Origin of the sequence: Ruegeria sp. HKCCSA071, assembly GCF_017872555.1 — a bacterium.
In the GTDB taxonomy this organism is placed as follows: domain Bacteria; phylum Pseudomonadota; class Alphaproteobacteria; order Rhodobacterales; family Rhodobacteraceae; genus Ruegeria.
Genome location: NZ_JAEDOX010000003.1, coordinates 110,023 through 123,600 on the forward strand (window position 1 = coordinate 110,023; position 13,578 = coordinate 123,600).

A 13,578-nucleotide genomic window follows, 5' to 3' on the forward strand; every position below is an offset into this window, starting at 1 on the left:
AATTCGTTCATATGACATGCTGAGCCCTCACGACGAGGATAGTGTTTATGACCAGCGCAACGCCGCAAGACGAAAATTCTGCAATCCTGGCCTGCACCATAAGCCGGGATGTCCAGAACTTTGACCTTCTGATTGAAGACATGGAAACCATTCTGGGCGAGCGCTGGGGCGACCTGGGCTTTGCCGAAGCGCTGGCCTTTTTCAGCCAGCCAGAAGCCGAAGCGCTTGAATTCGTTGCATTGGCAATCGACGGGGAAGATGAAGACAACCTGTCATTGATGGGTGAAATCATCACGCGGGCCAAGGAAAAGAAGATCAAGGTCGTCCTGATCGCAGAAGACGTCACACCAGCTTCGCTCCACCAATTGCTGCGCAAGGGCGCGGACGAATTTGTCCCCTACCCGCTGCCGGAAGGTGAATTGCAGGAAGCGGTCGAACGCATGAAGCAGCCCGATCCGGTTGTCATGGCGCAAGCGGCAGCTGTTCCACTGGCGAATGGCGAATCGAAAGAAGGCGCGCTGTTCGTCGTTCAGGGACTGGCCGGTGGCGTTGGATCCACGACTTTGGCGGTAAATCTGGCTTGGGAACTGGCCTGTGCGTCGGACAAGGATGCACCATCTGTCTGTCTGATCGATCTAGATCTGCAATACGGCACGGTCTCAACCTATTTGGACCTCGCACGCCGCGAAACGGTGTTCGAAATGCTGTCCGATACGGATTCGATGGACAGCGAGGTTTTCTCGCAAGCTCTTCAAACATATGAAGAAAAACTGCAAGTTCTGACCGCTCCATCCGACATGGTGCCGTTGGATCTGATTACCCCCGAAGACATCCAGCGCGTAATCGACATGGCGCGCACGCATTTCGACTATGTGATTGTGGATATGCCCAAGACGCTGGTCTTGTGGTCGGAAACGGTCTTGCAGGCGGCGCATGTGTATTTTGCGATGATCGAACTCGACATGCGGTCCGCTCAGAACGCCCTGCGCCTCAAGCGCGCATTGCAGGCCGAAGAACTGCCCTTCAACAAGCTGCGCTTTGCGCTGAACCGGGCCCCCAAATTCACCGATTTGAATGGAAAAAGCCGCGTGAAACGTATGGGGGAAAGCCTTGGCATCTCAATTGACCTGCTGCTGCCTGATGGGGGCAAACCTGTCATGCAAAGTGGCGATCATGGCCTGCCGCTGGCAAATTCGGCCGCCAAGAACCCGCTTCGCCGGGAAATCGCGAAGCTGGCAAAATCACTTCACAGCCTTGGCAGCAGCAGCGCTGAAGCTGCGTAACATCATCCCAAGGGGGGATCGCCGTGTTCTCAAGATATAAAAAACAGCCAGCAGCGCAGCCGGTAAAAGCAGCTGCGCAGCCAGCCGAGACAGCGGCACCCGCCGCACAAGCGGCCCCCACCCCCGCAGCAACTGCCGTCGCACGCAGACCTCAGAAGAAAGCCGCCGAGGTTGCTGGGGCCGACCGTGATCGAAAGCGCAAAGAGCGGTTGAGTGAGATCAAGATCGAACTGCACCGCGAGTTGCTGGAAAACCTGAACCTCGCGGCTTTGGAGACCGCAGCAGAAGCGGAACTGCGGGCTGAAATCAGCGCGATCGCCAGCGAAGTTCTGGAAACCAGGAACATCGTTCTGAATCGCGACGACCGATCGCAGCTGAACAAAGAACTTTATGATGAAGTAACAGGCCTTGGCCCGCTTGAGACGCTGCTGCAGGACGATACGGTCAACGATATTCTGGTCAACGGACCGCATCAGATATTCGTGGAACGTGCCGGCAAGCTGGAAATCAGCGACATCACGTTCAAGGATGAAAAGCACCTGATGCGGATCATCGATAAAATCGTGTCCGCGGTAGGCCGTCGAGTCGATGAATCCAACCCCTATGTTGACGCCCGACTGGCCGATGGATCGCGTTTCAACGCCATGGTGCCCCCTATCGCGGTTGATGGGTCTCTGGTTTCGATTCGTAAGTTCAAAAAAGACAAGCTGGGTATTGATGATCTGGTCAACTTCGGTGCGTTCACCGAAGAAATGGCCGCCTACTTGCAAGCTGCCGTGTCGACCCGCCTGAACGTCATTGTGTCGGGCGGTACCGGTTCTGGTAAAACGACCACACTCAACGCTCTGTCCAGCTTTATCGACGATGCCGAACGCATCCTGACCATCGAGGATACAGCGGAACTCCAGCTGCAACAGACGCATGTGGGCCGGATGGAAAGCCGCCCGCCCAACGTGGAAGGCAAAGGTGAAGTCAGCCCGCGCGACTGTCTAAAAAACGCCCTGCGTATGCGTCCTGACCGCATCATCGTGGGCGAGACACGCGGCGCCGAGGTGATCGACATGTTGCAGGCCATGAACACTGGTCACGACGGTTCGATGACCACGATCCACGCGAACTCGGCCCGTGACGGGATTTCACGTTTGGAAAACATGATCGCGATGGCCGGCATCGAAATGCCCATCAAGGCAGTCCGCAGCCAGATCGCAAGCGCTGTGAACCTGATTGTTCAGGCCAGCCGATTGCAGGATGGTTCGCGCCGGATGACCTCGATCACCGAGATTACCGGCATGGAAGGTGACGTGATTTCGATGCAGGAAATCTTTCGTTTTCAACGTGTTGGCCTTACACCTGACAACAAGATCATCGGTCACTTTACGGCTACTGGTGTGCGCAGCCACTATTCGGAACGCTTCCGTCTGTGGGGTTTTGATCTGCCCGCATCCATCTACGACCCAACCACAATGTAGGAGAACCGGGTATGCAATTGCCTATGGAGGCGATCATCTATGTCGCCATCTTTGTGGGGGTTCTTGCCCTGGTCGAGGGCATCTATCTGGTTGCGTTCGGCAAATCCATCAGCCTGAACAGCCGGGTAAACCGGCGTCTGGACATGCTGGAAAAGGGTGCCGGGCGCGAACAGGTTCTGGAGCAGCTGCGCAAGGAAATGCAGCAACACATGAAATCACAGAGCATCCCTCTGTATTCGCTGCTTGCTGACAAAGCTCAAAAAGCCGCGATTGCGTTTTCTCCCCGTCAGCTGATCATGATCATGGCGCTGGTCTCGGCCATGGCGTTTGTCGGTCTGAGCATCGGTACCGCGACAGAAACGGCGCTGCGCGCCGCGATTTCAATCGCCATCGGTATTGGCGGTGTTTACGCGTGGGTGAACCACAAGGCCAAGAAACGTATGGGCATGATCGAAGAGCAACTGCCTGACGCGGTTGAGCTGATGGTGCGTTCGCTGCGTGTGGGTAATCCCTTTGTTTCGACAATTCAGGTTGTTTCGAACGAAGTTCAGGATCCGCTGGGTACCGAGTTTGGCGTTATCGCGGATGAATGCGCCTATGGTCGCGATGTGGGCGAGGCGCTGAAGGATATGGCTGAACGTCTGGATATGCAGGATTTGCGGTTCCTGGCGGTTGCAGTGGGTATACAGCAGCAGTCCGGTGGTAACCTAGCCGAGATTCTGGCTGGATTGGCACAGGTGATCCGCGCGCGGTTCCGCCTGTTCCGACGCGTCAAGGCCATCACGGCCGAAGCACAGTGGTCCGGCAAGTTCCTGTCTGGCTTCCCAATTGCGTGTCTGATTTTCATCCTGGTCAAGGATCCGGGGTATTATGACGAAGTGTTGGATCACCCCTGGTTCATCCCTGCGTGTTTCGTTGTCGGCATTTTGCTGACACTGAACCTGATCGTTATGAAGATCATCACCAACATCAAGGTCTGAGGGCAGCACAATGGAATTTCTGACTAACATCAATGACCTGCTGACCCAACACCTGGGTGAGTTCGGCCCCCTTATCGTAGTGGGTGTACTTGGCCTGATCATGGTTCTTGTCGCTGTCTCACTGATCATGAGCCAGCCAGAAGATCCTCTGAAAAAGCTTCAGCGGTCGAATGCGGCCCCCCGGGCAACGAAAAAAAGCAAGAAAGAGCAACTGCGTAACTCTAGCCGCAATGAGCAGCTTGAGAAATTCGCGACCTTCCTGGAGCCAAAAAACGAAGAAGAGTATTCGGCGGTTGAGCTGAAGCTGCGTCAGGCGGGTTACCGGTCAAAAGATGCGGTCCGGTTCTTTCACTTTGCGCAATTTTCGCTGGGTATCATTGGTATCGTTGTCGGTGTACTGCTGATTACGATCCTGTCAAACGGCCAGGAATTCACCGGCCAGCAAATGATGATCCGGGTGTTCGTGCCAGCCGCAATTGGTTATTTCGCCCCGAAATACTGGATCACGCGCCGGGTCGAAGCACGCAAAGAGGCGATTACCGCAGGTTTTCCGGATACGCTTGACCTGATGCTGGTCTGCGTTGAGGCCGGGCAGTCACTGGACCAGGCCATCGTGCGCGTGTCCGGTGAAATGAAATCCTCCTACCCCGATATCGCTCAGGAATTCGAAACCGTCGCACACGAGATGAAAGCCGGTAAGGACAAAGACACTGTTTTGCGCGATTTCGGAGTGCGCTGCGGCGTACAGGACGTGAACTCATTCGTCACCGTGATGATCCAGTCGGCCACTTTCGGTACATCCATTGCCGAGGCATTGCGGGTATACGCCGCTGAAATGCGCGACAAACGCGTGATGCGGGCCGAAGAGGCTGCGAACAAGTTGCCTACCAAGATGACTCTTGTCACAATGATGCTGACAGTTCCGCCTCTGCTGATCATTCTGGTCGGCCCGTCGGCGAACGTCATTTCGACTTTCGGACGTGCAGGATGATAAAACCCTATGAAAGCTGAATTCTGGTGCTTCCCATCCGGGTTTCGCCGAATACTTAAGGCCACCGTGGTTTGCGCCATGGTGGCTTCTTGCACAGAAGGCCTGACACCAAACGGCCTGGATGCGCCGGGAGTTGATCCCAGGGGACAAGCAGAAGACAATATCGAGGTTGGAAACCGGCTGATGGCTGCCGGTGAATACGAACTGGCGCTTGAGACCTTTACCCGTGCCGCGTTGGATCAGGGCATGACGACACAGGTCCTGACTTCTCTGGGTACCGCCAATCTTGGGTTGCGGCGTTTAGGGCAGGCCGAAGAACTGCTGCGCCGCGCCGTGGAAGACGATCCGGATTGGCCTGTTGCATGGAATAATCTGGGCGTTCTGCTGATCGAGAAACAGGAATACCCCGAAGCGGCGCAGGTCTTTCAACGGGCTTATGCGCTGGACAATGGCGAAAGTGACGCAATCCGCGACAATCTGCGCTTAGCGCTCGCAAAAATGGAAAATCCTGTTAATAATATCCCGCAAGAACAACAAGAATTTACACTGGAGCAGCTTGGCGACGGGCAATTCGCGCTACGCAAGATCCAGTAATCGAGGCAAGAGCAGTAAAGGACGCAAAAATGCGCCAGCAATTCTTGATTCCGACTGTTATTATCAGCGGTTTGATCCTTTCGGCCTGTGCAAAGGAAACCGAAGAGGAAAAGGTGGAACGGACGTTTCAGGAAGTGAACGTCATTGACGAAACCAACCTGAACGATGTGTTGTTGAATGCCGCCGACCCGAACGAGGCGGTGACCTATTTTCACGGTGCCGCACTCAAAAACCCTGATCGCATCGACCTTCAGCGCGGGCTGGCAATATCCCTGGGTCGCGCAAAACGCACCACCGAAGCGGCAGCAGCGTGGAAGCGCGTGACGACAATGAAGGGTACGAACGCCGCGGACAAGGTCGAGTACGCCGATGCGCTAGTGCGAAATGGCGACTGGTCTCAGGCCAAAACCATTCTGGATTCGGTTCCTCCAACTTTCGAAACCTTCAAACGCTACCGCCTTGAGGCGGTGGTCGCGGATTCCCGGAAAGAATGGAAGCGGGCTGATCATTTCTATGAAACGGCCGTAGGGCTAACCACCCGCCCGGGCAGCGTGATGAACAATTGGGGGTACTCGAAGCTGACCCGCGGCCAGTATGCCGAAGCCGAACGCCTGTTCACCGACGCAGTTCGCCAGGACAGCTCTCTGTTCACTGCCAAGAACAATCTGGTGTTGGCCCGGTCAGCGCAAGGCAACTACAGCCTTCCGGTGGTTCCAATGACCCAGGTCGAACGGGCCCAACTGTTGAACACGATGGGGATTTCCGCAGTCAAGCAGGGCGACGTAGAAACCGCGAAAAACCTGTTCCGCGAGGCCATTGCCACCCATCCGCAGCATTTCGATGAAGCGGTCCGCTCGCTTCGTGCACTTGAAGAGGCCTGACACATGCAAATCCCCGCTGCGGCGGCGGCATGGTTCCTGCCCTTCGTGCTGCCGATCTGCTTTTACGTGGCCTTTACGGATATGCGTGAGATGCGGATCAAGAACCACGCAGTAGTTGCCCTGGCACTGATTTTTGTCGTGGTCGGGCTGATTGCTATCCCGCCGTGGTCCACCGGCGCGGTTAGCGGCCATCTGCTGCTGATCAATGTGTCGATGCCGATCTATTTCTGGCACCTTCTACATATCCTCGTGGTGTTGATTTTCGGCATTCTCCTGAACGCTTCGGGAGCGATGGGTGCGGGCGACGCGAAATTTCTTGCCGCATCCGCGCCGTTTGTCTGGCTTGGCGATCTGAAGCTGGTTCTGCTTATTCTGACCGCCTGTATTCTGGCCGCTGTGGTCACGCACCGTTTGGCGAAAATCACAAGGTTGCGTACCATTGCTCCACATTGGGAAAGCTGGGATCGGGGCAAACAGTTCCCCATGGGGTTCGCACTGGGTGGATCGTTGGCCATGTATCTGATTCTGGGTACTGTTCTCGGTTCGTAAACTATCATCAGCGCGCCTTGCCGCTGCCTTTGTCCCGCCACAAAGCTGGGTCACTTTTCCTTCAAGTCGCCCTTATTCGGGCAGTTGGCGTTACAATTTGACGAACGAGCACCGCGCATGAATATGCAGACTTCCTCTGTTATGGCCCCCCCTGCCCCGAAGGGGTTAGGCGAAATGAAGCTTCCGCTGGTGATGATGCGGGACATCTTGCTGAAGACCATATTCCGCAAGAATGCGAGCACAGTGTCAGAAGTTTCAGCAGCCATATGTCTGCCCGGCGCAGTCACGCAGGAACTGATCGATATCGCGCGCGAGCAAAAGCTGCTTGAGGCTACGGGGACGCTGAACGCCAACAGTGGCAACGAGATGGGATATCAGCTGACTGATGCCGGCAAGGCCCGCGCACTGGATGCCCTCAGCCAGTCCGAGTATTTCGGTGCGATGCCCGTGCCGCTGGACGTCTATCGCGAGCAGGTCAAGCGCCAGTCGATCCGCAACATTCAGGTCACGCGCGACCAGCTGACCAATGCGATGGGGCACCTGGTTCTGCCCGACAGCCTGCTAGATCATCTGGGCCCGGCGGTCAGCGCAGGCCGGTCGATCCTGATGTATGGCCCGCCGGGCAACGGTAAGTCGTCCATCTCGAACGGCATTCGCGATGCGTTGGGGGACAATGTCTATGTCCCCTATGCCATCGAATATGCGGGGCAGGTGATCACAGTCTACGACCCGATCGTGCATACCGCGATCGAGCAGGAAGCCGACGACCCGAACAGCCTGCGCCGCCGCAAGCGGTTCGACTCACGCTATGTGCAGTGTGAACGCCCAACCGTTGTCACCGGCGGCGAACTGTCGCTTAGTATGCTGGACCTTGTCTACAACCCCACGGCAAGAACCTATCAGGCACCGCTACAGCTGAAATCCACGGGCGGCATCTTTATCGTGGACGACCTTGGCCGTCAGGCCGAACCGCCGCAGGCGCTGGTCAACCGCTGGATTGTTCCACTGGAAGAAAACAAGGATATCCTGGGCCTGCAATCGGGTGAGAAATTCGAAGTTCCGTTTGATACGCTGGTCATCTTCTCGACCAACTTCCACCCGAACGAGATCTTTGACCAGGCAGCCCTGCGCCGGATTTTCTTCAAGATCAAGATCGACGGTCCGAATCAGGAGAACTTTCTGAAGATTTTCGCCATGGTTGCGCGTAAACGCGGGATGCCGCTGGATGAGGCGGCGCTGGTGCATCTGCTGAAGGTCAAATACCCGACCATCAACAACATCTACGCCAACTATCAACCGATCTTTCTGATCGACCAGATGATCTCGATCTGCGAGTTCGAAGGCATCCCCTATCAGATGAGCCCGGAACTGATCGACCGGGCCTGGGCCAACATGTTCGTCAAAGACGAGAAAATCGTCAAATAACGCCGTGCCATTACCACTCCGGGGCGGGTAGTCTGCGTTCATGACGCAGATTCCCGCACGGATTGCCGCGTGGTTTTCCACCAAAGGCTGGTCCATCCACCCGCATCAGCAAGAGATGTTCGACCGCGCATGCAGCCCGGCGACACTGTTGATTGCACCCACCGGTGGCGGCAAGACCATGGCCGGTTTTCTGCCGTCGCTTGCCGAACTTGCGGACGCTGGTCACAATGGATTGCACACGATCTATGTCTCGCCGCTCAAGGCGCTGGCCGCCGACATAAAACGCAATCTGCGTACCCCGGTGGATGAGATCGGCCTGCCTGTCAGGATCGAAGACCGAACCGGTGATACCTCGGCCACGCAAAAGAAACGCCAGCGGGCCGATCCGCCGCATATCCTGTTGACCACGCCGGAAAGTCTGGCGTTGCTGACCTCGTACGAGGATGCCCCGCGTATGTTTGAAGGGGTGCAGCGGATCATTGTCGATGAAATCCACGCACTGGCTGAAAGCAAGCGCGGAGATCAGTTGATGCTGGCGCTGGCGCGTCTGCAACACCTCAATCCCGATCTGCGCCGCGTCGGGTTGTCGGCGACGGTGGAAGATCCTGCTGCGGTTGCCCGCTTTCTGACCCGCCACCCTGATCCCTGCCAGATTGTACAGGCCGACCCCGGCCCGGACCCGGATATCCGAATGCTGGAAACGTCACAGATGCCACCCTGGTCTGGTGGTGGCGCGGCTTATGCGATTCCAACTGTGCTGGAGCAGATCAAGCATCACAAGACCACGTTGATCTTTCACAATACTCGCGCCCAGGCCGAGATTTTCTTTCACAATCTTTGGCTGGCCAATGATGACGGTCTGCCCATCGGCATCCATCACGGCAGTCTGGACCGGCAGCAGCGCGAGCGGGTCGAGGCGGCAATGGTTCGAGGTGACTTGCGCGCGATCGTCTGCACCGGTTCGCTGGATCTGGGCATCGATTGGGGGGATGTCGATCTGGTAATCCAGATCGGCGCGCCCAAGAATGTCAAACGGCTGGTGCAAAGGATAGGACGGGCCAACCACCGCTATAACGCACCTTCCAAGGCGCTTTTGGTGCCTGCCAATCGCTTCGAAGTGGTCGAATGCGTCGCCGCGCTAGAGGCCGCCAAAGCCCATGAATTGGATGGGGAACCCCGCGGTCGCGGCCCGCGCGATGTTTTGTGCCAGCATATCCTGATTGCCGCCTGTGCCGGGCCGTTTAACGCAGATGATCTATATGCCGAGATGACATCCGCCGGGCCTTACGCTCAGCTGAAGCGGGCAGAGTTTGACGCCTGCCTGAATTTCTGCGCCACCGGCGGCTATGCTCTGCAAGCCTATGATCGCTGGCAAAGGTTGCAGCAGCGTACCGACGGGCAATGGCAGTTGCGCGACCCACGCGCCGCATCGCGCATTCGTATGAATCTAGGCACTATTCAGGACACGGATACGCTCAAAGTTCGTCTGAAACGTAACCGGGGCGGTAAACCGTTGGGCGAAGTCGAGGAAGCATTCGCTGCCTCGCTGACGCCCGGCGACACCTTCCTGATCGGCGGGCAAATCGTGCGGTATGAGGGACTGCGCGAGATGGTGGTCGAAGTCTCGCGGCGCGCAGACCGAAAGCCAAAGATTGCGACCTTTTCGGGCACGAAATTCGCAACCTCCACGCAACTCAGCGACCGCATTCTGCGCATGTTTGCCCAAACTGACTGGCCACAGCTTCCCCCTCATACGGCTGAATGGCTGGATTTGCAGCGCCAGATGTCCCGCCTGCCCCAGCGTGATCGTCTGCTGATCGAGAGCTTTCCCAGCGATGGGCGTGAACATCTGTGCGTCTACGGATTTGCTGGTCGCAACGCGCAACAAACACTGGGCCTGCTGCTGACCAAACGGATGGAGGAAACCGGACTGGCCCCGCTGGGGTTTGTCGCCACGGACTATGCCACGCTGATCTGGGGTCTGGACGCGGTTACCGATCCCCGCCCGTTGCTTCAACCCGATGCGCTGCGCGACGGACTGGACACCTGGCTGGCAGGTAACGCCGTTATGAAGCGCACGTTTCGTGCATCGGCCACCATTGCGGGTCTGATCGAACGCAACATGGCAGGGCAACGCAAAAGCGGGCGGCAGGCTACGTTTTCGTCAGATATCCTGTATGACACCTTGCTGAAATACGATCCCGATCACCTATTGATGCAGATCACCCGCGAAGAAGCCATGCGCGGGCTTGTCGATTTCGGTCGGATCGAAACAATGTTGGCCCGAATTGGCGACAGAATCGATCTGGTGCGGCTCGAGCGTGTCTCGCCCTTGTCAGCACCACTGTTTCTGGAGGTTGGCAAAGTGCCGGTGAAAGGCAGTGCCGAAGAAAGGCTTCTGGCGGAGGAAAGCGCACGGCTGCTGCAAGAGGCGGGGTTGGAACAGCTTTGATCTGCTTGCGCCGGGTGCTGAAACAGGTCAAGAACGTATCATGAACGAACTTGAGTTTCCGTTTGCGGGTCAGTGCTTGTGTGCTTTGCCGTCCGGTGCGCTTTGGTGGCCCGACGAAAACTTGCTGTGCGTGTCGGACCTGCATCTGGGCAAATCCGAGCGCGTGGCGCGGCGTGGTGGACCTTCGCTTCCACCTTATGACAGCCGTGAAACGCTGGACCGCCTGAAGGATGATCTGGCGCACACGAACGCCAAAACCGTTGTATGTCTGGGCGACAGCTTCGACGATCTTGAAGCTGCCCGGGCGCTGCCAAAATCAGAAATGCTGAGGATCGCGACCTTACAGTCCGGACGTCAGTGGATCTGGATTGAGGGGAACCACGATCCCGGTCCTATTGAGTTGGGTGGAACCCATCTGTTCGAATGGCACCGTGGTCCGCTTGTTTTCCGTCATATCGCGCAGGATCCCGCGCGAGGAGAAGTTTCCGGCCATTACCATCCAAAAGTCCGGGTCAGGGTCAAGGGGCGTCATATTTCACGGCCCGCCTTTCTGCTGAACGATCATCGCCTGATACTTCCGGCTTATGGCACCTTTACCGGGGGGCTGCGCAGTACGGATAATGTGCTGTCGGCACTCATGGGTTCGCAGGCGATGGCGATCCTCACAGGCCCGCATCCTCACTTGATGCCAATGCCGCGATAGGTTCAGATCAGACCGTCCTCTTCCAGCATGGGTTTGTATTTCCGGCTGACCGGAACCAGATCGTCATTGACCAGTTTCAGAAAGATTTTACCACCTTTTCTTTCGACACTTACAATGGACGCGTCGGTAACCCAATGCGAACGGTGCGAACAATGACCCGGGACAGGTTCCATTTCGGCAATGGCATCCGTGAAACGCGACCTAAGCGTGAAGGTGCCTTCTGAGGTGACAACATCTACATTGTGATCCCGAACGGTCAGGCGATAGATTTTCCCGTTGAACCCGGGTGGCAAGCGTTTGACAAGGCGTGGTTTTTCAGGATCAGATTCAGTACTTGCCGCAGCGTTCAGATCGTTGCGCTGAACAAGCATCAAGCCAGTCGCGAACAAAGCGCCATAAACCACAACCCTTTCGGCGTCCGGTGCCATATATCCACCACAGGTGAAAAGAACCCAGGCCAACATCCAAAGTGAGGGCGTGAACAATGCCAGGGTCAAAGTAACAAATGCCAGGTCCCGCGCCGGAACATTTAGGAAAACGGGATTCTTCCGCATCAGCTTTCTGGCAAGCCCGGTCACCGTCAAAGCAAGGACCATCACTCCGGCCCAGAATACAAGCCGCAATCCAAATGACAGGTCAGAATCATGGAAGGGTGGAAACGCATATGCAAGTAAAGGAAGAAAGACCAAACCCGCTACGACACGCTGCGGCGAAAATGCCTTCTGGATTATACTTATTTTAGACGTCATACCGCTTTTGTGCATGAATTAGCATAGCTCAACCCGAACGCGTCAGACACAATAGTGTCTTCACCTGTAACCAACTGGGATTACAGGGATATCACGATTCATTCGGCTGTCAAACCCATTCAGGGCGCTTTGCCCATGCAGTCAGGGGGCGGTCAGGGAGCAATTTGGCTGGAACTTTGCCTGCCAAAAAAAGGGGGCCGGTCCGAAGTGTCCGATCCGGCCCCCGCGTATATCACGCGGTCAGGCCTTCTGGTTCGGGGAGTTTGTTTGCGCGGCAGCAGGCGGTGAGGGTGTTGGCCAGCAGGCAGGCGATGGTCATGGGGCCGACGCCGCCGGGGACGGGGGTGATGGCGCCGGCGCGTTCGGCAGCGCTGGCATAGTCGACGTCGCCGACCAGCTTGGTCTTGCCATCCCGCTCGATGCGGTTGATGCCCACGTCGATCACGGTGGCGCCTTCCTTGATCCAGTCGCCAGGCACCATTTCGGGGCGGCCAACAGCGGCCACGACGATATCGGCGCGGCGGACCACATCAGGCAGATCTTTGGTGCGCGAATGCGCGATGGTCACGGTGCAGCTGTCCCCCAGCAGCAGCTGCGCCATCGGCTTGCCCACGATGTTCGAGCGACCGATGACAACCGCATCCATGCCCGACAGCGAACCGTGGTGATCGCGCAGCATCATCAGGCAGCCCAGCGGTGTGCAGGGCACCATCGACTTCTGACCAGTGCCCAAAAGACCCACATTCGAGATGTGAAACCCGTCCACATCCTTCGCCGGATCGATCGAATTGATCACCAGATCCTCGTTCAAGTGCTTGGGCAGCGGCAACTGGACCAGAATGCCATGCACCGCCGGATCAGTGTTCAGTTTGTCGATCAGTGCCAGCAGCTCCGCCTCAGAGGTCTCCGCATCCAGCTTGTGCTCGTAGCTGTTCATGCCGACCTCGACGGTCATTTTGCCTTTCGAGCGGACATAGACCTGGCTGGCCGGATCCTCGCCCACCAGAACCACGGCCAGGCCGGGGGTGATGCCGTTTTCCTCTTTCAGCTTTGCAACCTGATCGGCCACCTGCGCGCGCACTTTGGCGGCAAAGGCCTTCCCGTCGATAACCTGCGCTACCATCCTTTGGTTCCTTCTTTCAAAACCCAAACGGGCGCAGAACGCGCCCGGTCTTTACTCGGGGCCGAGCACACGTTCCTCACGTGCAATCGACCAGTCAATCAGAATGCGCCAGAGCGTTTCGGACAAATCGGGGTCCATCCCCGCCGCCTGCGAACTGTCGCGCACCTTTTGCACCACATCCTCGACCCGGTCCGGGATGCGGGCGGGCAGGCCCTCACCCGGCTTCAGCTCAGTCGCGCGGTCGATATAGCTTGCGCGCCTCACCAGCATCCCGATCAGCTGGCGGTCCAGCCTGTCGATCTGAACCCGCAGATCCCGCATCGAATGGCAATCCTGCGGCGGTGTCAGAGTGGGCATCATCGTCTCCTCATGGCCCGGG

The 13,578-nt window shown here is 57.1% G+C and carries 13 protein-coding genes; 10 read left to right on the top strand and 3 right to left on the bottom strand.

Features of this window, described 5'->3' with window-relative positions; all coding sequences use genetic code 11:
• The first annotated feature begins 47 nt into the window (after positions 1-47).
• The 10 genes from I9188_RS10175 to pdeM all read left to right on the top strand — a co-directional run bounded on the left by I9188_RS10175 (position 48) and on the right by pdeM (position 11,327).
• Positions 48-1,283 carry an AAA family ATPase gene (locus I9188_RS10175; protein WP_209505562.1) on the top strand — a complete coding sequence of 412 codons (1,236 nt, stop codon included), beginning with the start codon at positions 48-50 and terminating at the stop codon, positions 1,281-1,283.
• A gap of 23 nt (positions 1,284-1,306) precedes the next feature.
• Entirely contained in the window at positions 1,307-2,752 is a 1,446-nt protein-coding gene (locus I9188_RS10180; RefSeq protein WP_209505559.1) for a CpaF family protein, read from the top strand.
• A gap of 11 nt (positions 2,753-2,763) precedes the next feature.
• The gene (locus I9188_RS10185; protein ID WP_209505557.1) at positions 2,764-3,732 is read left to right on the top strand and encodes a type II secretion system F family protein; all 969 of its coding nucleotides are present in this window, start codon (positions 2,764-2,766) and stop codon (positions 3,730-3,732) included.
• Between the two features lie 10 nt (positions 3,733-3,742).
• Positions 3,743-4,723 (top strand): type II secretion system F family protein, encoded by a 981-nt coding sequence (locus tag I9188_RS10190; protein ID WP_209505555.1) that lies wholly within the window; start codon positions 3,743-3,745, stop codon positions 4,721-4,723.
• A gap of 78 nt (positions 4,724-4,801) precedes the next feature.
• A complete protein-coding gene (locus I9188_RS10195) occupies positions 4,802-5,317 on the top strand; it encodes a tetratricopeptide repeat protein (RefSeq protein WP_245220543.1) in 516 nt (171 codons plus the stop codon).
• A gap of 29 nt (positions 5,318-5,346) precedes the next feature.
• Positions 5,347-6,198 (top strand): tetratricopeptide repeat protein, encoded by an 852-nt coding sequence (locus I9188_RS10200; protein WP_209505551.1) that lies wholly within the window; start codon positions 5,347-5,349, stop codon positions 6,196-6,198.
• Between the two features lie 3 nt (positions 6,199-6,201).
• The gene (locus I9188_RS10205; protein ID WP_209505549.1) at positions 6,202-6,747 is read left to right on the top strand and encodes a prepilin peptidase; all 546 of its coding nucleotides are present in this window, start codon (positions 6,202-6,204) and stop codon (positions 6,745-6,747) included.
• 117 nt (positions 6,748-6,864) lie between these two features.
• Positions 6,865-8,172, top strand: a complete 1,308-nt coding sequence (locus I9188_RS10210; RefSeq protein ID WP_209505546.1) for an ATPase — start codon at positions 6,865-6,867, stop codon at positions 8,170-8,172.
• Positions 8,173-8,212: 40 nt separating this feature from the next.
• Positions 8,213-10,624 carry a ligase-associated DNA damage response DEXH box helicase gene (locus I9188_RS10215; RefSeq protein ID WP_209505544.1) on the top strand — a complete coding sequence of 804 codons (2,412 nt, stop codon included), beginning with the start codon at positions 8,213-8,215 and terminating at the stop codon, positions 10,622-10,624.
• Positions 10,625-10,664: 40 nt separating this feature from the next.
• Complete coding sequence (pdeM, locus tag I9188_RS10220) at positions 10,665-11,327, top strand: ligase-associated DNA damage response endonuclease PdeM (protein ID WP_209505542.1); 663 nt, start codon at positions 10,665-10,667, stop codon at positions 11,325-11,327.
• A 2-nt stretch (positions 11,328-11,329) separates the two neighbouring features.
• On the opposite strand, the gene I9188_RS10225 is transcribed toward pdeM, so the two are convergent.
• The 3 genes from I9188_RS10225 to I9188_RS10235 form a co-directional block, all read right to left on the bottom strand.
• Complete coding sequence (locus I9188_RS10225; RefSeq protein ID WP_245220529.1) at positions 11,330-11,881, bottom strand: LytTR family DNA-binding domain-containing protein; 552 nt, start codon at positions 11,879-11,881, stop codon at positions 11,330-11,332.
• Positions 11,882-12,308: 427 nt separating this feature from the next.
• Entirely contained in the window at positions 12,309-13,199 is an 891-nt protein-coding gene (gene folD, locus I9188_RS10230; RefSeq protein WP_209505538.1) for a bifunctional methylenetetrahydrofolate dehydrogenase/methenyltetrahydrofolate cyclohydrolase FolD, read from the bottom strand.
• A 51-nt stretch (positions 13,200-13,250) separates the two neighbouring features.
• Positions 13,251-13,556: a chorismate mutase gene (locus I9188_RS10235; RefSeq protein ID WP_209505536.1), complete on the bottom strand. Its 306-nt coding sequence runs from the start codon at positions 13,554-13,556 to the stop codon at positions 13,251-13,253.
• Positions 13,557-13,578 lie beyond the last annotated feature (22 nt).

Coding starts and splice junctions, on each gene's coding strand:
- I9188_RS10175 (WP_209505562.1), top strand. CDS start 48: ATGACCAGCGCAACGCCGCAAGACGAAAATTCTGCAATCCTGGCCTGC.
- I9188_RS10185 (WP_209505557.1), top strand. CDS start 2,764: ATGCAATTGCCTATGGAGGCGATCATCTATGTCGCCATCTTTGTGGGG.
- I9188_RS10190 (WP_209505555.1), top strand. CDS start 3,743: ATGGAATTTCTGACTAACATCAATGACCTGCTGACCCAACACCTGGGT.
- I9188_RS10195 (WP_245220543.1), top strand. CDS start 4,802: ATGGTGGCTTCTTGCACAGAAGGCCTGACACCAAACGGCCTGGATGCG.
- I9188_RS10200 (WP_209505551.1), top strand. CDS start 5,347: ATGCGCCAGCAATTCTTGATTCCGACTGTTATTATCAGCGGTTTGATC.
- I9188_RS10205 (WP_209505549.1), top strand. CDS start 6,202: ATGCAAATCCCCGCTGCGGCGGCGGCATGGTTCCTGCCCTTCGTGCTG.
- I9188_RS10210 (WP_209505546.1), top strand. CDS start 6,865: ATGAATATGCAGACTTCCTCTGTTATGGCCCCCCCTGCCCCGAAGGGG.
- I9188_RS10215 (WP_209505544.1), top strand. CDS start 8,213: ATGACGCAGATTCCCGCACGGATTGCCGCGTGGTTTTCCACCAAAGGC.
- pdeM (WP_209505542.1), top strand. CDS start 10,665: ATGAACGAACTTGAGTTTCCGTTTGCGGGTCAGTGCTTGTGTGCTTTG.
- I9188_RS10225 (WP_245220529.1), bottom strand. CDS start 11,881: ATGCGGAAGAATCCCGTTTTCCTAAATGTTCCGGCGCGGGACCTGGCA.
- folD (WP_209505538.1), bottom strand. CDS start 13,199: ATGGTAGCGCAGGTTATCGACGGGAAGGCCTTTGCCGCCAAAGTGCGC.
- I9188_RS10235 (WP_209505536.1), bottom strand. CDS start 13,556: ATGCCCACTCTGACACCGCCGCAGGATTGCCATTCGATGCGGGATCTG.